The organism is Streptomyces sp. NPDC091279, assembly GCF_044757465.1.
Taxonomy (GTDB): Bacteria; Actinomycetota; Actinomycetes; order Streptomycetales; family Streptomycetaceae; genus Streptomyces.
Genome location: NZ_JBIVVA010000005.1, coordinates 191202 through 210091, shown reverse-complemented (window position 1 = coordinate 210091; position 18890 = coordinate 191202). Strand labels below are relative to the sequence as shown.

Below are 18890 nucleotides of genomic sequence, written 5' to 3'. Positions count from 1 at the left end.
GTTCCCGTATGACTCGCAGCCTCGCTCTCGCAGTGATCCCCGGTGACGGAATCGGCCAGGAAGTCGTGGCCGAAGGTCTGAAGGTCCTCTCGGCCGTCCTTCCGCAGGACGTCAAGGTGGAGACCACGGAGTTCGATTTCGGCGCCCGGCGCTACCACGCCACCGGTGAGACCCTCACCGACGCCGACCTCGACGCCCTGAAGCAGCACGACGCGATCCTGCTCGGCGCCATCGGCGACCCGACCGTGCCGTCCGGCGTCCTGGAGCGCGGGTTCCTGCTCAAGCTGCGCTTCGCCTTCGACCACCACGTCAACCTCCGCCCCAGTAAGCTCCTCCCGGGCGTGGCCACCCCGCTCGCCGGTGCGCCGGAGATCGACTTCGTCGTGGTCCGCGAGGGTACCGAGGGCCCCTACACGGGCAACGGCGGTACCATCCGCAAGGGCACCGAGCACGAGGTCGCCACCGAGGTCTCCGTCAACACGGCGTTCGGCGTCGAGCGGGTCGTCCGGGACGCCTTCGCCCGCGCCCAGGCCCGGCCCCGCAAGAAGCTCACGCTGGTCCACAAGAACAACGTGCTGACCTTCGCCGGACACCTGTGGACGAACGTCTTCAACAAGGTCGCGGCCGAGTTCCCCGAGGTCGCCACCGACTACATCCACGTCGACGCGGCGACGATCTACCTCGTCACCGACCCCGCCCGCTTCGACGTCATCGTCACCGACAACCTCTTCGGCGACATCATCACCGACCTCGCCGCGGCCGTCTCCGGCGGCATCGGCGTCGCCGCCAGCGGGAACATCAACCCGTCCGGCGAGTTCCCCTCGATGTTCGAGCCGGTGCACGGCTCCGCGCCCGACATCGCGGGCCAGGGCAAGGCCGACCCCACCGCCACGGTCCTGTCCGTCGCCCTGCTGCTGCGCCACCTCGGCTACGAGGCCGAGGCCGCCCGCATCGAGGACGCGGTCTCCGTCGACCTCGCCGAGCGCACCGGCAAGCCCGCCCGCTCCACCTCGGAGATCGGCGACGCGCTCGCGGTACGCGTAACCGACTGACCTCCCAGGCTCACGAGCTGGGGGTGACCCCAGCTCCTCGAACCTCGAAGCCGCCGGGTCACCCAGGACAGCTCCTGGTGCCCGGCGGCTTCCGTCTGCCCGCCGCCGGGTGCCACCATCGACCTCCGGGTCGCTTTCACGCCGTTTCGTCCATGGCGCTGCCCGCGCGATAATCGAACGCGGAGCCGCGGCATGAGGGAATGCCCGGACGTCCGACCACTGCCGACGGCAGTGCGCGGCGTGAGCGCGGCCCCGTCACACACAACCGGTGAAGGACAACCACTCATGACGACGCCCACGATCGAGCTCAAGCCTTCCGCCAGCCCGCTGGCCGCCGCCGAGCGCGACGCGATCCTGGCGAACCCCGGGTTCGGCCGCCACTTCACGGACCACATGGTGACGATCCGGTGGACCGAGGGCCGCGGCTGGCACGACGGCCAGCTCGTCCCGTACGGCCCGCTCTCCCTCGACCCGGCGAACATGACCCTGCACTACGCGCAGGAGATCTTCGAGGGCCTCAAGGCGTACCGCAGGCCCGACGGTTCCGTGGCCACCTTCCGCCCGGAGAAGAACGCCAAGCGTTTCCAGGCCTCCGCCCGCCGCCTCGGCATGCCCGAGCTGCCCGTCGAGACGTTCATCGAGGCCTGCGACGCGCTGGTGCGCCAGGACATCGCGTGGGTCCCGGCGCACGGCGGTGAGGAGTCCCTCTACCTGCGCCCGTTCATGATCGCCGCCGAGGTCGGCCTCGGCGTCAAGCCCGCCAACGAGTACCTCTTCCTGGTCATCGCCTCCCCGGCCGGCGCCTACTTCCCCGGCGGGGTCAAGCCGGTGTCGATCTGGCTCTCCGAGGACCGCGTCCGCGCCGTCCCCGGCGGCATGGGCGACGCCAAGACCGGCGGCAACTACGCGGCCTCCCTGCTGGCCCAGGCCGAGGCCGCCGCCAAGGGCTGCGACCAGGTCTGCTACCTCGACGCCGTCGAACACCGGTGGGTCGAGGAACTCGGCGGCATGAACCTCTACTTCGTGTACGGCGACCGCATCGTCACCCCGACCCTCACCGGCTCCATCCTGGAGGGCGTCACCCGCGACTCCCTCCTCACCGTCGCCCGTGACCTCGGTTACACGGCCGAGGAGGACCGCGTCTCCGTCGACCAGTGGCAGCGCGACGCGGAGAACGGCACCCTCACCGAGGTCTTCGCCTGCGGCACGGCCGCGGTCATCACCCCCATCGGCACGGTCAAGCGAGCGACCACCGAGTGGCTGCACTCCGCCAACACCCCCGGCAAGGTCACCCTCCACCTCCGCAACACCCTCCTCGACATCCAAAGGGGCACAACAGAAGACCCCCACAACTGGATGCACCTCCTCGCCTAGATCCTCAAAGGCACGCGAGCTTCTCGACGCAGGCCGGGGTCACCCACCAAGGGGCGCGGGGCTGTGTTGAATATGCGGCTCCGCCGCGCGGGCGCGACAGGTCCCGAGCCTCTCTACGCAGGCCAGGGTCACCCACCAAGGGGCGCGGGGAACTGCGCGACAAGCCACGACGGCGCCGCACCCGTCCCACCACCGCACCACCGTTCCAGGACGCCGAGCGCCACCGAACCGGCCACGGGGTGAACCCCGTACCCCCAGCACGGGGCACCCCGTAAGCCGGTCGGCAGGACCGAATCCTGAGACGGGACCTGGGCAGTCGGCCCATATATGCCAAACTGCCCCCGTGCTCTCGTTCGCCATGATTATTGGCAGCAGGCGCGCCGGTCCGCAGTGACCGCCTCGTACGACCAGGTACAGGCGGAAACCGTCGTCTCGACCCGCGCGCAGACCTCTCGCACCCGCGAGGGGTTTTTCGCTTTTCTGGCCCACCTCAGCCGGAGGCGCAGCGCGAGGGATCATTGGGGGACGGTGGAGCCGGTCATTCCGGTACGACCGAGATCCGATCTTCAGGAGCCTTGACACCATGACCGAGACCAGCGAGCTCGACGACTCGTTCCACGTCTTCGACACCACCCTGCGCGACGGCGCCCAACGCGAGGGCATCAACCTCACCGTCGCGGACAAGCTGGCGATCGCACGGCACCTGGACGACTTCGGCGTGGGCTTCATCGAGGGCGGCTGGCCGGGCGCCAACCCGCGGGACACCGAGTTCTTCGCCCGCGCCAAGGAGGAGATCGACTTCCGGCACGCCCAGCTCGTCGCGTTCGGCGCGACCCGCAGGGCCGGCGGCAAGGCCTCCGAGGACCCCCAGGTCAAGGCGCTCCTGGACGCCGGCACCGAGGTGATCACGCTGGTCGCCAAGTCCCACGACCGGCACGTCGAACTCGCGCTGCGCACCACCCTCGACGAGAACCTGGAGATGGTCCGCGACACCGTCTCCTACCTGACCGGCCAGGGCCGCCGCGTCTTCGTCGACTGCGAGCACTTCTTCGACGGCTACCGCGCCAACCCCGGCTACGCCAAGGCCGTCGTGCGGGCCGCGTCCGAGGCCGGCGCCGACGTCGTCATCCTGTGCGACACCAACGGCGGCATGCTGCCCGCGCAGATCCAGGCCGTGGTCTCCACGGTCCTCGCCGACACCGGCGCCCGGCTCGGCATCCACACCCAGGACGACACCGGCTGCGCGGTCGCCAACACCCTCGCCGCCGTCGACGCGGGCGCCACCCACGTCCAGTGCACGGCCAACGGCTACGGCGAGCGCGTCGGCAACGCCAACCTCTTCCCCGTCGTCGCCGCCCTGGAGCTGAAGTACGGCAAGAAGGTGCTGCCGGACGGCAAGCTGCGCGAGACCACCCGGATCTCGCACGCCATCGCCGAGGTCGTCAACCTCACGCCCTCCACGCACCAGCCCTACGTCGGCGTCTCCGCGTTCGCGCACAAGGCGGGACTGCACGCCTCCGCGATCAAGGTCGACCCGGACCTGTACCAGCACATCGACCCCGAGCGGGTCGGCAACACCATGCGGATGCTGGTCTCCGACATGGCGGGCCGCGCCTCCATCGAGCTGAAGGGCAAGGAACTCGGCATCGACCTCGGCGACGACCGCGCCCTGGTCGGCCGGGTCGTCGAGCGCGTCAAGGAACGCGAACTGCGCGGCTACACCTACGAAGCGGCCGACGCGTCCTTCGAACTCCTGCTGCGCGCCGAGGTGTCGGGCAAGGAGCTGAAGTACTTCGAGGTCGAGTCGTGGCGCGCGATCGTCGAGACCCGCCCCGACGGCAGCCACGCCAACGAGGCCACCGTGAAGCTCTGGGCCGACGGCGAGCGCATCGTCGCCACCGCCGAGGGCAACGGCCCGGTCAACGCCCTCGACCGCGCCCTGCGGGTGGCCCTGGAGAAGATCTACCCGCAACTCGCCCAGCTGGACCTGGTCGACTACAAGGTCCGCATCCTGGAGGGCAAGCACGGCACCCAGTCCACCACCCGGGTCCTCATCGCCACCTCCGACGGCACCGGCGAGTGGTCCACGGTCGGCGTCGCCGAGAACGTCATCGCCGCGTCCTGGCAGGCCCTGGAGGACGCGTACACGTTCGGCCTGCTGCGCGCCGGGGTCCAGCCCGCGCAGTGACGGAGCAGGTGAACGGCCCCTGTGGCACGGGCCGTTCACCTCGTGGCCGTCACCCGGCGGACTGCGCCCCCGACCAGGTGAACGTCGCCGACGTCTTGCCCGGCAGCGAGTAAGTGGCGTGCCGGTCACCCCAGTTGATGGTGACCGTCTTCGCCGCGGCGCTGTCGTTGTAGGCGATCAGCGCCTTGCTGCCGTCGGGGTTGCGCCAGGCCACGTTGGGGACGGCCGAGGACGCCGTCGACGCGATCCGGTGGGCGCCGGGGCGGACGAACTTCGTCAGGTGGCCCATCGTGTAGTACTCGACGGTGTAGTCGACCGTGCCGTTCGCGCTGTCGCCGTCGTGCACGGTGACCAGGCCCGAGCAGGTGCCGCAACCGCCGTTGTGCGGGCCTCTGTTCTGGTCCACGGCCAGCGACCACTTGGTCACCGACTTCGCCCAGTTGCGGGTGTAGTCGACGATGTTCAGCATGTCCTCGCGCTGCTGGTTGCCGACCCAGGTACCCCCCGAGTGCTCGGTGCCGAACGCGTCCAGGGACGGGTACTTGGCGTGCACGGACGACTGCTTGGTGACGTCGCCGCCGTAGCCGTGCCAGGCGATCCCGCCGAAGTTGGGGTGGTCGCGGATCGCCGGGTCGTCGACGGACAGGGCCGCGTAGTCGTCGTACGTGTCCCAATTCCAGTCGTGGGCAAGGACTTTGGTGGACAGCCCGGCGGCCTTCAGCCTGGGCAGCAGCTCGCTCTTCATGAAGTAGGCGAGCCCGCTGGCGTTCCAGCTCATCGAGGGGTAACCGGAGCAGCACGTCGGCTCGTTCTGCGGGGTGACGTAGGCGACGTCCACGCCCTGGTTCTTGTACGCTTGGAGGTACTTCACGAAGTACGCGGCGTAGGTGCCGTAGTCCTCCGCCTTCAGCCAGCCGCCGTTGAGCGCGCCGCTGTCCTTCATCCAGGCCGGCGCGGTCCACGGCGAGGCCATCACCGTGAGCGACGGATTCAGCTTCAGCGCTTGCTTGGTGAGCGGGACGACGTCGGCGAGGTCGTGGGCCAGGGTGAACTTCGCGAGGTTCGGATCGCTCTGCCCGGCCGGGACGTCGTCGTAGGTGTAGCCGAACCGGGCCAGGTCCGAGCCGCCCATCGGATTGCGCAGGAACGACAGCCCGATGCCGTCCGTCGGCGAGAACAGCTTGCGCAGGGTCGCGTCCCGGGTCGTCTGCGACAGCGCGCCGCTGCTGTTCAGCAGCCAGGCCGCGGTGTCCGTGAACGACGCTCCGCCGCCGGTGAAGGTCTGATAGCGGGTGCCCTCGTCGACGGTGATGGTCGTGCCGTCGCTGCCCGTGCCGTTCTGGAAAGCGAACGGCGCCTGCGCCTGGAGGCCGCGCACGACATGGCGTCCGGCGCTGTCGTCGGTGGTGGTGAGCCAGGCGGTGACCTGCTCGCCGGACGCCTGAGCCGACGGGAGCGACGCGGTGACACCGGCCGCCGTGAGCAGACCGGCGAGCAGCAGCCGGATCGCGTGGGGGGACTTCCTCATGGACATGTCGCCCTTCCTGAACGAGATGTCGTGACGGTGCGGGGGAGGTGTGGGGGCCGTCGGTCCGTTCACGGTCGTTAACTCGTGGTGTGAGCTAAGACGTGAGCGAACCCGTGGACGCCTGAGTGAACCAGAGGCGGAGGCGAAAGGTCCATGCCAAGGCGGCGCATGGCCCATATGTCGACAGTCTGGCGGTTTCCGGTACTTTCGAAGCATGAAGGCCGTCCTGCGGACCCGAAGCCTGCCCGCGCTGCTGCTGGCCCTGGCGCTCGCCGCCCTGACGGTGCTGGCGTGGGGCGCGCCCCCGGCAACGGCGGCCACCGACGTGTCGACCATCGCCCGCGCCCTGCGCAAGAGCCCCGTCTACGTCGACCCGGCGGCCTCCGCCCAGCTGTCGGCGCGGGACGCGGACACGCTGGCCCAGCGGATCAGGAAGGCCGGCAAGCCGCTGTTCGTGGCGGTCCTGCCGGCCGACTATCCGACGGCGTCCCTCTTCACCGACCTGCGCACGGCCACCGGCGTCACCGGCCTGTACGCGATCCGCCTGGGCGACCGTTTCGACGCCCGCGCGGACTCCTCGGTCCTGCCGCGCACGGCCGTCGGCAACCTCGTCGCCAGCGTCCAGGACGACAGCGCCGCCCCGACCCAGCTCGACGACTTCACCGACCGGGCCCTGGCCAACATGGGCGGTGCGGCGCCCGCGAGTTGGGGCGGTTCGTCTGCGGGCGGGGTGTCCGGGGCGGCGCTGATCGGGCTCGGGGCGGTGGTGGTGGTCGGCGGCGCGGGCGCGTTCGCCCTGGTCCGACGGAACCGGCGACGCCGCGAGGAGCAGCGGCGGGCGGCACTGGAACGGCTGCGGGTCGTCGTCGACGAGGACATCACGGCGTTCGGCGAGGAGTTGGACCGGCTCGACTTCCACCCGGCCGAGGCCGGCGCCGACGACGCGATGCGCGCCGACTACGAACGCGCCCTGGACGCCTACGAACAGGCGAAGACGGCGATGGCGGCGGCGAAGGCGCCGGAGGACGTGCGCGGGGTGACGCAGGCGTTGGAGGACGGCCGGTTCTCGCTGGCCCAGCTGGCCGCGCGGCGCGAGGGACGGCCGCTGCCCGAGCGGCGCCCACCCTGCTTCTTCGACCCGCGGCACGGTCCGTCGGTGGCCGACGCGTCCTGGACACCGCCCGGGGGCGCCCCGCGCGAGGTGCCGGTCTGCGCGGCGGACCGGGCGAGGCTCGCCGACGGCCGGGACCCGGTGATCCGCGAGGTGGACAGCGAGTACGGGCGGCGCCCCTACTGGGAGGCGGGCCCCGCGTACGGGCCCTGGGCGGGCGGCTACTTCGGCGGCGGACTGCTGCCCGGCCTGCTCGTCGGCACGATGCTCGGCGGCATGATGTCCGGCCCGGCCTACGGCGCCGACTACGGCGCGGGATACGGCGACGGCGGCTTCGAGGGCGGCGATGTCTCCGGCGCGAATTTCGACCCCGACGACTTCGGCGGGGGCTTCGGCGACGGGGGCGGGGGCGGGGGCGGTTTCGGGGACGGCGGGGGAGGGGGCGGCGGGGACTTCGGCGGCGGGTTCTGAACCGGAATCCGGTCCTTCACCGTCGTTCGGCCGCCTGGGTCTCTCGGTCGGGAGGCCGTGCCCTCACCGCCCCCTGACGCCCGGCATCAGACGTTCTTGATGGCCGAGATGTCGAAGCTCAGCTTGATCTTGTCGGAGATCAGGACGCCGCCGGTCTCCAGGGCCGCGTTCCAGGTCAGGCCCCAGTCGGAGCGCAGGATCTCGGCCTTGCCCTCGAAGCCGACGCGCTCGTTGCCGAACGGGTCCTTCGCGGCGCCGTTGAACTCCAGGTCGATGGTGACCGGCTTGGAGGTGCCGAGGATCTCCAGGTCACCGGTGACGCGGTAGTCGTCGCCGCCCAGGGCCTCCGCTGTGGTGGAGCGGAACGTCATGGTCGGGAACTCCTCGACCTTGAAGAAGTCCGCGCTCTTGAGGTGACCGTCCCGGTCGGCGGAGCCGGTGTCGATGCTCGCCATCTGGATGTCGATGGCGGCGGTCGAGGCGGCCGGGTCGCTGCCGTCGAGGTGCAGGGTGCCGGTGAAGTCGAGGAACGCGCCCTTGACGTTGGTGACCATCGCGTGCCGGGCCGTGAAACCGAACGCGGAGTGGGCCGGGTCGATCGTGTACTCGCCGGTGAGCGCGGCGAGTTCGGGGGTGACGGGGGCCGGCGCGGTGCTGTCGGTGGCGGTGCTGTCGGTGTCGTTCTTGCGGCCGAAGATACCCATGGTGTGCTCCTGTGGGGGACGGGCCGTGGCTCCGTGCGGAGACCCCGGCGGCGAGGAAGTTCAACGTTCAACGATGCTGACGAGGTCGACGGTAGGCCCATTCCGTTCAATGTTCAACCTTATCGGCGGTGTGTTCGAAAGCCTACGCTCGGTGACCTTTTTCGGCGCGTCCGATGGCGAGGCGGGCATGCCGCGTCGATCGCCCCGTGTTCCGCCCGCGCTCACCCGACGTTCAGCCGTTTCTCTCCGTCGGTCCCTGGTGTAGCTGCCGTGGGCTCGGGCACGATCGCCTGGCACCGCCTGCACAGCCGCCCCACAGGAAGAACGGCCGCCCGGCCGCCCGCCCCACGGTTCTCCGCAGGAAGGCCCCCCATGAAGTTCCGGTCCGCCCTGACCGCGCTCGCCCTCGTCGTCGCCCCCGGCATCGCCGTCCTCGGCGCCGCGGGCGACGCCGTCGCCGTCACCAAGATCAGCCACGCCACCGCGGCCTCGATGTTCAGCTCGGCCGGTCTCACCTGGTCCTCCTCGGGCAACTGCGCCGACCGCGCCAACCCCAGCTGTACCTCGTTCGACCAGCTCAATCAGGCCACCGCGCAGGGCGCCCAGACCCTCAAGCGGGCCACCGGCTGCGCCCTGAACATCACCGGCGGCACCGAGACCGGCCACGCCGCCGGCACCTACTCGCACAGCAACGGCTACAAGCTCGACTACGCCGAGAGCGCCTGCGTCACCACCTACATCAAGGGCACCTTCACCTACATCGGCCTGCGCGGCGACGGCGCCCCGCAGTACCAGTCCGGCTCCGGCAACGTCTACGCCGACGAGGGCAACCACTGGGACGTCCTCTACTACAACTGCGGCGGCTGCTGACCCACGTCACCCGCCGGGCGACGGCGGAACCGGCGCCGCGCCTGGTTCCGCCGGGGCGGCCCGCGTGGTACGCACCATGGGCATGACCCCCACGCGCCGCACCTTCCTGTCCGTGGCCGCCCTCGCCACCGCCGCCCTCGGTGCCGGACCCGCCGTCGCCCTGGACTCCCCGGCCGCCCCCGCCGACCCCTACGCCACCCTCCGCGCACGGTGGCTCGAACTCGCCCTCGGCACCGGCTACGACCCGGCCGCCGAGCCCTACGCCGGACGCCTCGCCGCGACCGGGAGCCGGGCCCGCGCCCTGCGGGCCACCATGGCGCCCACCGCCGACTCCCTCTGGCCGGGCTACCCGTTCGACCCGCCGTCCGGCATCACCCAGAGCTACAGCCGGCTGTGGACCATGACGCAGGCCCACGTCCAGCCGGGCACCGGGGCCACCGGCGACCCGGGGCTCCTCGCCGACATCCTGCGCGGCCTCGACCATCTCGCCGCCACCGTCTACCACCCCGCCACCACGCCCTACGGCAACTGGTGGGAGTGGCAGATCGGCAGCCCCCGGCTCCTCCTGGACATCGCCGCCGCCCTCCACGACGACCTCGGCGCCGCGCGCGTCGCCGCCGTCTGCGCCGCCGTCGACCACTTCGTCCCCGACTCCGCGCTCGGCGCCTACACCGGGACGTCGACCGGCGCCAACCGCGTCGACCTGTGCCGCTCCGTCGCCCTGCGCGGCATCCTCGGCCGCGCCGACGCGAAGATCGCGCTGGCCCGCGACGCCCTCTCACCGGTCTTCCCGTACGTCACCGAGGGCGACGGGCTGTATGCCGACGGGTCGTTCGTGCAGCACAGTTGGGTCGCCTACTCGGGCACCTACGGGCAGGTCATGCTCGACGGTCTCGGCAGGCTCTTCACCCTGCTCGCCGGTTCCGCCTGGGAAGTGACCGACCCGAACCGGCAGTTGATCCTGGACAGCGTCGAGCACGCCTACGCGCCCTTCCTGCACGACGGGTTGGTGATGGACTCGGTCAACGGCCGTGCCATCAGCCGGGGTTACCTCACAAGCGACGACCAGCACCTGATGCGCAGCGACCACTTCCACGGGCAGGCCCTCATCGCCGCGATCGTGCTGCTGGCCGGCGGGGCGAGCGCCGCGGAACGGGAGCGGTGGTACGGGATGGTCAAGGGATGGGCCCAACGGGACGCCGTTGAAGCATTGTTGACGGCACCTCAGTTCGGGGTGGCCGATCTGGCGCGGCTGCGCGCGGTCGCCGACTCACCGGTGCCGGGCGCCCCCGAAACCGTCGGCCACCGGCTCTTCCCGGCGATGGACCGAGCCGTTCATCGCGGGCACGGACACGCCGTGAGCATCACCATGGCCAGCGAACGCATCGCCTTCTACGAATGCGGCAACGGCGAGAATCCGCGCGGCTGGCACACCGGCGCCGGGATGGTGGCCTGGTGGGCCGAGGGGACCGGGTACCAGTACACCGACTGGTACTGGCCCACCGTCGACTGGTACCGGCTGCCCGGGACCACCGTCTCCACCCGGCGCCTGCCCGACCGGGCCGGGGGCGAGTGGGGCGCCGCCCGGCCCGACGTCCGCTGGGTCGGCGGCACCACCGACGGCACCTACGCGGCCGTCGGCCAGCACCTCAAGGGCCTCGGCTCCACCCTCCAGGCCCACAAGTCGTGGTTCTGCCTGGCCGACGCCGTCGTGTGCCTCGGCGCGGGGATCAGCTGCGCGGACGGGGTGCCGGTCGAGACCGTCGTCGACAACCGCAACCTGGGGGAGGGCTCCGCCCGACGGCTGGTCCGGGGGCGGGGCTGGGCCCATCTGGAGGGACACGGCGGCTGGCTGGTGCCGGAGGCCGACCGGCTGCGCACCCTGCGCGAGGACCGCACCGGCGCCTGGTCCGACATCAACACCACCAGCACCGACGAGCGCGCCACCCGCCGTTGGCAGACCCTCTGGCTCGACCACGGCACCGACCCCGTGAACGCCCGCTACCACTACGTCCTGCTCCCCGGCGCCACCCGCGCCGAGACCGCCGCCCGCGCCGCCGACCACCATTGGCTGACCGTGCTCACCAACACCGCCACCGCCCAGGCCCTCCACGCCCCCGCCCTCGGGGTGACCGGCGCGAACTTCTGGGCCCCGGCGACGGCGGGCCCGCTCACCGCCTCCGCCCCGGCCAGCGTGCTGATCAGCCGCACAGGCCGGACCGCTACCCTCTGCGTGAGCGAGCCGCCCCGCACGGGCACCGAGCTGGAGATCACCTGGGACCACCCCGTGCGCCGCGTCCTGCACACCGACCCGACCGTTCAGGTGCGGTCGGCCGGAGCCCGGCTGACCCTGCGGGTTACCCCAGGCGTGTCCTGTTCGACTCACCGATGTGAGGTGGCTCTCGAATGACGGCTTTGTTGGACCCCTACAACCGGGACGCCCTCTGAGCAGTCGGAAGGGCTGCATGCGGTGACGGTTCTGTTCAGGGGTACCAGGAAAACGGGCCGGAGACTGTACGGAGTCGACGTCTCGCTTTCCCGGGTGTCCTTCGTAAGGTCGCTACATGACCGTTTTGGACGATGCACCGGGTGAGCCGTCGGACGCGCGCGGACGAGTGGCCGAGCTGCACGAGATCCGTGCCCGGGCGCTGGCCGGACCGAGCGAGAAGGCGACCGAGGCGCAGCACGCCAAGGGCAAGCTGACCGCACGCGAGCGGATCGAGCTGCTCCTCGACCCGGACTCCTTCCAGGAGGTCGAGCAGCTGCGCCGGCACCGCGCGCAGGGCTTCGGCCTGGAGTCGAAGAAGCCGTACACCGACGGTGTGATCACCGGCTGGGGCACGGTGGAGGGCCGCACGGTCTTCGTCTACGCCCACGACTTCCGGATCTTCGGCGGCGCGCTGGGCGAGGCCCACGCCACGAAGATCCACAAGATCATGGACATGGCCATCGCGGCCGGTGCCCCGCTGGTCTCCCTCAACGACGGCGCCGGCGCCCGCATCCAGGAGGGCGTCTCCGCCCTCGCCGGGTACGGCGGCATCTTCCAGCGCAACACCAAGGCCTCCGGGGTCATCCCGCAGATCTCCGTGATGCTGGGCCCGTGCGCGGGCGGCGCGGCCTACAGCCCCGCGCTGACCGACTTCGTGTTCATGGTCCGCGAGACCTCGCAGATGTTCATCACCGGACCCGACGTCGTCAAGGCCGTCACCGGCGAGGAGATCACCCAGAACGGCCTCGGCGGCGCCGACGTCCACGCCGAGACCTCCGGCGTCTGCCACTTCGCCTACGACGACGAAGAGACCTGCATCGCCGAGGTCCGCTACCTGCTCTCGCTGCTCCCGCAGAACAACCGCGAGAACCCGCCCACCGCCGAGGCCTCCGACCCCGCCGACCGGCGCGGCGACGCCCTCCTCGACCTGGTCCCCGCCGACGGCAACCGCCCGTACGACATGACCAAGGTCATCGAGGAGATCGTCGACGACGGCGACTACCTGGAGGTCCACGAGCGCTGGGCCCGCAACATCATCTGCGCGCTGGGCCGCCTGGACGGCCAGGTCGTCGGCATCGTTGCCAACCAGCCGCAGACCCTCGCCGGGGTCCTGGACATCGAGGCGAGCGAAAAAGCTGCGCGCTTCGTCCAGATGTGTGACGCTTTCAATATCCCGATCGTCACCTTCCTGGACGTCCCGGGGTTCCTGCCCGGGGTCGACCAGGAGCACGGCGGAATCATCCGTCACGGCGCGAAGCTGCTCTACGCCTACTGCAACGCGACCGTGCCGAGGATCTCGCTGATTCTCAGGAAGGCGTACGGCGGGGCCTACATCGTCATGGACAGCCAGTCCATCGGTGCCGACCTCACCTACGCGTGGCCGACGAACGAGATCGCCGTCATGGGCGCCGAAGGTGCCGCCAACGTCATCTTCCGCCGGCAGATCGCCGAGGCGGGCGACCCCGAGGCCATGCGCTCCCGCATGGTCAAGGAGTACAAGTCCGAGCTGATGCACCCCTACTACGCGGCCGAACGCGGCCTGGTCGACGACGTCATCGACCCCGCCGAGACCCGTGAAGTCCTCATCCGCTCCCTCGCCATGCTCCAGAGCAAGCACGCCGACCTGCCGTCCCGTAAGCACGGCAACCCCCCGCAGTAATCCTGCGGAAACCTCTCTCACGGAGAATGACACCCATGAACACTCCTGACATCCGCGTCGAGAAGGGCCTCGCCGACCCCGAGGAAGTCGCCGCGATCACGGCGGTCCTCCTGGCCCGCGCGGCGTCCCAGCCGGCCGTCACGGAGCCGGTCCGGGGCCGGGGCCGAGCGAAGGCAGGCTGGCGCCGCCTGGACCGCGAGGGCGGCTTCAGGGCCCCCCACAGCTGGCACTGAGGCCCATCGCAGCGACTTTTCATCGCCCCCGCTCTCCCGTTGGGAGGGCGGGGGCGACGTGCGTCGTCTGCCGGCGGGGAATGACTGAGGGGCCCCTTCCGTGGGAAGAGGCCCCTTGTGCAGAACTGGGAACGGCGGTTATCGCAGGCGCGCCATCAGGGCGTGCTCGACGAGCGTGATCAGCGCGGACTTGGCGTCCGCGCGGTGGCGGGCGTCCGTCGTGATGATCGGGGTGTCGGGGCCGATCTGGAGGGCCTCGCGGACCTCGTCGGGGTTGTACGGCTGGTTGCCGTCGAAGCCGTTGAGGGCGATGACGAAGGGGAGGCCGCTGTTCTCGAAGTAGTCGACCGCGGGGAAGCAGTCCGCGAGGCGCCGGGTGTCCACGAGGACGATCGCGCCGATCGCGCCGCGCACCAGGTCGTCCCACATGAACCAGAAGCGGTCCTGACCCGGCGTACCGAAGAGGTACAGGATCAGGTCCTGGTCCAGGGTGATGCGGCCGAAGTCCATGGCGACCGTCGTGGTCGTCTTGTCTCCGGTGTGGGTGAGGTCGTCGATGCCCGCCGAAGCGGACGTCATGACGGCCTCTGTGCGCAGCGGGTTGATCTCCGAGACAGCACCGACGAACGTGGTCTTACCCACGCCGAAGCCGCCCGCCACCACGATTTTCGCGGAGGTGGTGGAGCGGGAAGGACCGCCGCTAGAGCTTGCGAAGTCCACTGAGCACCCTTTCGAGCAGTGTCACGTCTGGCTGGCCGCCGGCGGTCTCGTCGCCGCCGGGCTGATGGATGGCGACCAGGCCCGCCTCCGCCAAGTCGGCGACGAGAATCCTGGCCACGCCGAGAGGGATGGTCAGCAGGGCCGAGATCTCGGCCACCGACTTGATCTCGCGGCACAGATGGCAGATCCGCTGATGCTCGGGCAACTGGCCCTGCATCTGGTGCGGTTGCGCGGTGGTGTGCACCAGCGCCTCGATGGCGAGCTGGTAGCGGGGGCGCGTCCGGCCGCCGGTCATGGCGTACGGGCGCACCAGGGGGTTGTTGTTCATCGACGACCCCGCGGGCGTGGGCTCGGGGGCGCGTCGCTGCGGCTGCACCGGCTGGATGCGCGGCGCCGGCGGCTGGTCGTACGGGGAGGGCCCCGGCCCCTGCGGACCTGGCCCCTGCGGACCCGGACCCTGGGGAGTGTGCGGGGCCTGCGGCGGGTACTGCTGCTCGCGCCGGTGGCTCGGCGCGGAGGGGAAGTTGTAACGGTTCGGGTTCTGGGAGCCGTCGCCCTGCCCCTGGGCAGGGCCGTACGACCAGTTGCCCGTATTCGAACCGCCTGGTGGTGTTGCCACTTTCTCCTCCTCCGACTGTGCCGGGCACCCAAACCTGTGGAGCCGCGTTTCGAAACCTTACGGCCACGGGACGTGAAAACGCACCGTCTGTCTGTTAGTTGAGAAGGCTCCCCTGGAGCTCCTGGCGGAGATCCGGGGTCAGAACCGTGCCCGCGCGGTCGACGAGAAGGGCCATCTCGTACCCAATCAGACCGATGTCGGCCTCCGGGTGTGCGAGAACGGCGAGCGACGAACCGTCGGAGATGGACATGATGAACAGGAATCCCCGCTCCATCTCCACAACGGTCTGGTTCACGCTACCGCCTTCGAAGATGCGCGAAGCACCAGCGGTCAGTGACGTCAGACCGGAGGCGACCGCCGCGAGCTGATCGGCACGGTCGCGCGGAAACCCTTCGGACATCGCCAGCAGGAGGCCGTCGGCGGAGACCACCACGGTGTGGGACACCCCCGGGGTGTTGTCCACGAAGTTGGTGATCAACCAGTTCAGGTTCTGCGCCGCCTGGCTCATCGGGCTCACACTAACGCTCCTGGTCGTAGGTGCTGTCAGGACCACTGTGCTGATTCCCAGTGGCCTGGCCGTTCTTATCGGTGCCTGCGCTGCGTCCGCGCTGGACGCCCTGGCGCAGGTTGCTCAACCTGCCCCGGATGTCCTCCGGAGCGCGGGAGATCTGCGGGCCCCCCTGGGTGGTGGTCTCGGCGGCCCCCTCGACCAGATTGGCCTTGGGCACCCGCCGCGGCAGTCCGGAGGAGGTGACCCCGCCCGCCTTGGGCTTGCGGAGCTGTGAGGCCTGCTGCCAGCGCTCGTCGTTCGCCGACTGCCAGAGGCCGCCGTCGCCGTTCGGGCCGCCGTTGCCGCTCGGCGCGGGCTGCGCCGGCTGGGCGGGCTGCACGGGCTGTGCCGGGGCGTCCTGGCCGGTGTGCCGGGCGCCGTTGGTGCCGTTCACGCCCGGACCGCGGCGCGGGAGCCCGGCGTTGGTCATGTCCAGCGGCGCGGCGGGAGCGGGCCCCTGCCGGTCGAAGCCGCCGGTGGCCCGCTCACCCGGGTGAGCGCCCTGCGTGGGTTCCGCTTGCGGGGCGTACTCGGAGCCGTAGCCGTTGCTGTAACTGTCCTGCTGGGGCCAGTCGTCCTGATAGGCGCTCTGCTCGAACGGCGAGAAGGCGTCCTGCGCTGTCGGGTGCGCCCGGCCGTGGTCGTCCTGCGACGGTTCCGGATAGCCGGGCTGCGGGTAGCCGCCGGTGGCGTACGGGTCGCTGGGCGGCGGGGCGCCGTGCGGGCTCTGCGGGTTCTGCGGGTAGTACGGGTCCTCGTAGGACGGCTGCGGGGTCTGCTGGGGCTCCTCGTAGGCCGCCGGGGCCTGGTCGTAGCCCTGCGGCGCCGTGAAGCCGCCGGTCCGGTAGCCGCCCTGGCTCTCGTCGTAGGTGCCGGGCGCCTCGAAGCCGTCGGCGCCGAACGAGCCGTTCTCCTGCGGCTGCCCGGAACCGTCCTGCTCGCCGTGCGTCTGGTTCTCCAGGGTCGCCCGTCGCTCCTCGCGCATCAGGGAACGGCCCACCGGGTCCAACTCCCGGATGTCGTCCGGGATCTCGGTGTACTGGCTGTCGTCGAAGCCGAGTTCGGCGGCCGTGCGCAGCGGCGGCTGGCCGGTGAAACTCTCGCCCAGCGCCGGGGCGTTCCGCTCCGGGATGATCTGCGAGACGGTGAACTCGTCGGCGTTCAGGCTCTGTTCGCCGCCGCTGCCGCCGTGCGTGATCGCGTCCGGGAGCATGACGAGCGAGGTCGTGCCGGCCTGCTCGCCCGAGGGGCGCAGCTGGACCCGGATGCCGTGCCGGTCGGAGAGCCTGCCGACCACGAACAGACCCATGCGCTGGGAGATCGCGGCGTCCACGGTCGGCGGGTTGGCCAGCTTGTGGTTGATGTCCGCGAAGTCCTCGGCGGTCAGGCCGATGCCCTTGTCGTGGATCTCGATCATCACGCGGCCGTCGGGCAGCCGGGTCGCGGTGACCCGGACCTTGGTCTGCGGGGAGGAGAACGTGGTGGCGTTCTCCAGCAGCTCGGCCAGCAGGTGCACGAGGTCGGTCACGGCCCGGCCGTGGATCTCGGCCTCCGGGACGCCGGACAGCTCGATGCGCTCGTACTGCTCCACCTCGGAGGAGGCGGCGCGCAACACGTCGACCAGCGGGACCGGCTGGTCCCAGCGGCGGCCGGGCTCCTCGCCCGCGAGGACGAGGAGGTTCTCGCCGTTGCGGCGCATCCGGGTCGCGAGGTGGTCCAGGCGGAAGAGGTTCTCCAGCTGGTCCGGGTCGGCCTCGTTGTTCTCCAGACCGGTGATCAGGGTCAACTGGCCCTCGATCAACGACTGGTTGCGGCGCGAGAGGTTGGTGAAGATCGCGTTGATGTTGCCCCGCAGCAGCGCCTGCTCGGAGGCGAGCCGGACCGCCTCGCGGTGCACCTGGTCGAAGGCGCGGGCGACCTCGCCGATCTCGTCCTTGGTGTGGATCGGGATGGGCGCGACCCGGGTGTCGACCCGGCCGGGGTCGGTGCGGGAGAGCTGGTCGACCAGCATCGGCAGCCGCTGTTCGGCGATCCCGAAGGCCGCGTTGCGCAACTGGCGCATCGAGCGGCTCATCTGCCGGGCGACCGCACCGGCCAGGATGAACGCCAGGAGCAGCGCGACGACCACGGCGGCACCGGTGATGATGGCGTCCCGCTGGGCGTCGGAGGCGATGTCGGAGGCCTCGGTCACCGCCTTGTCGGCCAGGTCCATCTCGATCTGGCGGTAGGCGTTGTACTTCAGCGTGTTGACCGCCCACCAGTTCTGCGCGGTGATGCCCTGCTGGGCCAGCGTGGCGCGCTCGGCGGTGTCGGTGCTCTGGAGCGTGCCGAGGGCGCTGACCATGTCGGTGGGGTCGGACGGCGGCGGCACATACGACTCGCCCTTGGCCGTGGCCTCCTCGGCGGCCTGCTTGGCCAGCGCGGCGCCGTCCGTCTTGACCTGCGCCTGGGCCTGGGTCAGTTTCTGCGCGTCGGCCTCGGTGCCGCCGCCGATGTACTCCTCGACGGCGATGCCTTCGAGGTAGGCGTAGGAGGTGAGGGCGACGCGCTGCTTGGCGAGGTTCTTGGCGTCGGGGCCCGGGCCGATCAGCAGGTGCATGCCGATGGAGCGGTCCAGGGAGACCGCGGCCGCGCTCAGCGAGATCGCGTAGACGGTCCGGCCGTAGCTGGTGATGTTGCCGGTGCCGAGGCCCAGTTCGTTGGCGAACTCCATCAGCGGGTGGGCGACCGAGAGGTAGCCCTCCTCGGTCTGTACGCCGGGCAGCTTGGAGGTGTACGCGCCCTGCCGCAGTGCGGTGAGGGTGGGCTCCACGTCCCGGAAGAGTTTGAGGCGCCGTTCCAGGCCCGCGGTGGCCGGCATGTTCTGCGCGGCCTCGTCGAAGGCGGCGGCGGCCTTGTCGGTCTGGGCGCGGGCGGCGGTGACGGTCTTCTTGTCGGCGGCCGTCTGCGACGAGCCCTTCAGCAGGGGGGCCGCGGTGATGTCGCGCTCGTTGTAGAGGGCGTCGCCGTAGGTGAGGGAGGCGCGGACCAGCCGGGCCGTCTTCTGGGCGTCCTCGGCGTTCTGCCAGGTGTCGATGGAGCTCTTCACCTGGAAGCCGCCCATGACCAGGCCGACCAGCACGGGTATGAGCAGAATGGCGTTCAGCCGGGTCGGCACCCGCCAGTTGCGGGGGGAGAAGCGTCCGCCGTCCGACGCGGGCGTGCCCGTCGGTTCGGCACCGGACACCTGGGCGGGCGCCCCTGCGCGCGGCGGCGGGGTGAAGTTGCCCCGGGCCGACGGCTCGGGACCGTTCTTGCTTCGCCTCACTCGACCAACAACCTC

General features: G+C 70.8%; 13 protein-coding genes and 1 pseudogene. 8 read left to right on the top strand and 6 right to left on the bottom strand.

Annotated features, from left to right (window positions below):
* Window positions 1-8: 8 nt before the first annotated feature.
* The 3 genes from ACIQOU_RS14380 to cimA all read left to right on the top strand — a co-directional run bounded on the left by ACIQOU_RS14380 (window position 9) and on the right by cimA (window position 4614).
* Window positions 9-1052, top strand: a complete 1044-nt coding sequence (locus ACIQOU_RS14380) for a 3-isopropylmalate dehydrogenase (protein ID WP_401536966.1) — start codon at window positions 9-11, stop codon at window positions 1050-1052.
* 285 nt (window positions 1053-1337) lie between these two features.
* Window positions 1338-2426, top strand: a complete 1089-nt coding sequence (locus tag ACIQOU_RS14375; RefSeq protein ID WP_401536965.1) for a branched-chain amino acid aminotransferase — start codon at window positions 1338-1340, stop codon at window positions 2424-2426.
* 583 nt (window positions 2427-3009) lie between these two features.
* Window positions 3010-4614: a citramalate synthase gene (gene cimA / locus ACIQOU_RS14370; RefSeq protein WP_401536964.1), complete on the top strand. Its 1605-nt coding sequence runs from the start codon at window positions 3010-3012 to the stop codon at window positions 4612-4614.
* A 52-nt stretch (window positions 4615-4666) separates the two neighbouring features.
* Here cimA and ACIQOU_RS14365 read toward each other — a convergent pair.
* Window positions 4667-6142, bottom strand: a pseudogene (locus tag ACIQOU_RS14365) (glycoside hydrolase family 30 beta sandwich domain-containing protein); the annotation flags it as partial.
* A 214-nt stretch (window positions 6143-6356) separates the two neighbouring features.
* Between ACIQOU_RS14365 and ACIQOU_RS14360 the strand changes: the two are divergent.
* Window positions 6357-7724: a hypothetical protein gene (locus tag ACIQOU_RS14360; protein ID WP_401536963.1), complete on the top strand. Its 1368-nt coding sequence runs from the start codon at window positions 6357-6359 to the stop codon at window positions 7722-7724.
* An 86-nt stretch (window positions 7725-7810) separates the two neighbouring features.
* Here the strand turns inward: ACIQOU_RS14360 and ACIQOU_RS14355 are convergent, their stop codons facing one another.
* Window positions 7811-8428, bottom strand: coding sequence for a YceI family protein (locus ACIQOU_RS14355; protein ID WP_401536962.1), 618 nt, complete (start codon window positions 8426-8428; stop codon window positions 7811-7813).
* Between the two features lie 372 nt (window positions 8429-8800).
* On the opposite strand from ACIQOU_RS14355, the gene ACIQOU_RS14350 reads away from it, so the two are divergent.
* The 4 genes from ACIQOU_RS14350 to ACIQOU_RS14335 all read left to right on the top strand — a co-directional run bounded on the left by ACIQOU_RS14350 (window position 8801) and on the right by ACIQOU_RS14335 (window position 13679).
* Entirely contained in the window at window positions 8801-9298 is a 498-nt protein-coding gene (locus ACIQOU_RS14350; protein WP_401536961.1) for a hypothetical protein, read from the top strand.
* Between the two features lie 76 nt (window positions 9299-9374).
* Window positions 9375-11708, top strand: coding sequence for a polysaccharide lyase 8 family protein (locus tag ACIQOU_RS14345; protein ID WP_401536960.1), 2334 nt, complete (start codon window positions 9375-9377; stop codon window positions 11706-11708).
* A gap of 154 nt (window positions 11709-11862) precedes the next feature.
* Entirely contained in the window at window positions 11863-13446 is a 1584-nt protein-coding gene (locus ACIQOU_RS14340) for an acyl-CoA carboxylase subunit beta (RefSeq protein ID WP_401536959.1), read from the top strand.
* A 35-nt stretch (window positions 13447-13481) separates the two neighbouring features.
* Window positions 13482-13679: an acyl-CoA carboxylase subunit epsilon gene (locus tag ACIQOU_RS14335; RefSeq protein ID WP_401536958.1), complete on the top strand. Its 198-nt coding sequence runs from the start codon at window positions 13482-13484 to the stop codon at window positions 13677-13679.
* A gap of 138 nt (window positions 13680-13817) precedes the next feature.
* Here ACIQOU_RS14335 and ACIQOU_RS14330 read toward each other — a convergent pair whose 3' ends face one another.
* From ACIQOU_RS14330 to ACIQOU_RS14315, 4 genes are all read right to left on the bottom strand, one after another.
* On the bottom strand, window positions 13818-14399 hold the full coding sequence (locus tag ACIQOU_RS14330) for an ATP/GTP-binding protein (protein ID WP_026248371.1): 582 nt from the start codon (window positions 14397-14399) through the stop codon (window positions 13818-13820).
* Window positions 14380-15018, bottom strand: coding sequence for a DUF742 domain-containing protein (locus tag ACIQOU_RS14325; protein ID WP_401536957.1), 639 nt, complete (start codon window positions 15016-15018; stop codon window positions 14380-14382). Before ACIQOU_RS14325 ends, ACIQOU_RS14330 begins: the two co-directional genes overlap by 20 nt.
* 94 nt (window positions 15019-15112) lie before the next feature.
* Entirely contained in the window at window positions 15113-15526 is a 414-nt protein-coding gene (locus ACIQOU_RS14320; protein WP_362724269.1) for a roadblock/LC7 domain-containing protein, read from the bottom strand.
* Between the two features lie 10 nt (window positions 15527-15536).
* Window positions 15537-18875: a nitrate- and nitrite sensing domain-containing protein gene (locus ACIQOU_RS14315; protein ID WP_401536956.1), complete on the bottom strand. Its 3339-nt coding sequence runs from the start codon at window positions 18873-18875 to the stop codon at window positions 15537-15539.
* Between the last annotated feature and the right edge of the window lie 15 nt (window positions 18876-18890).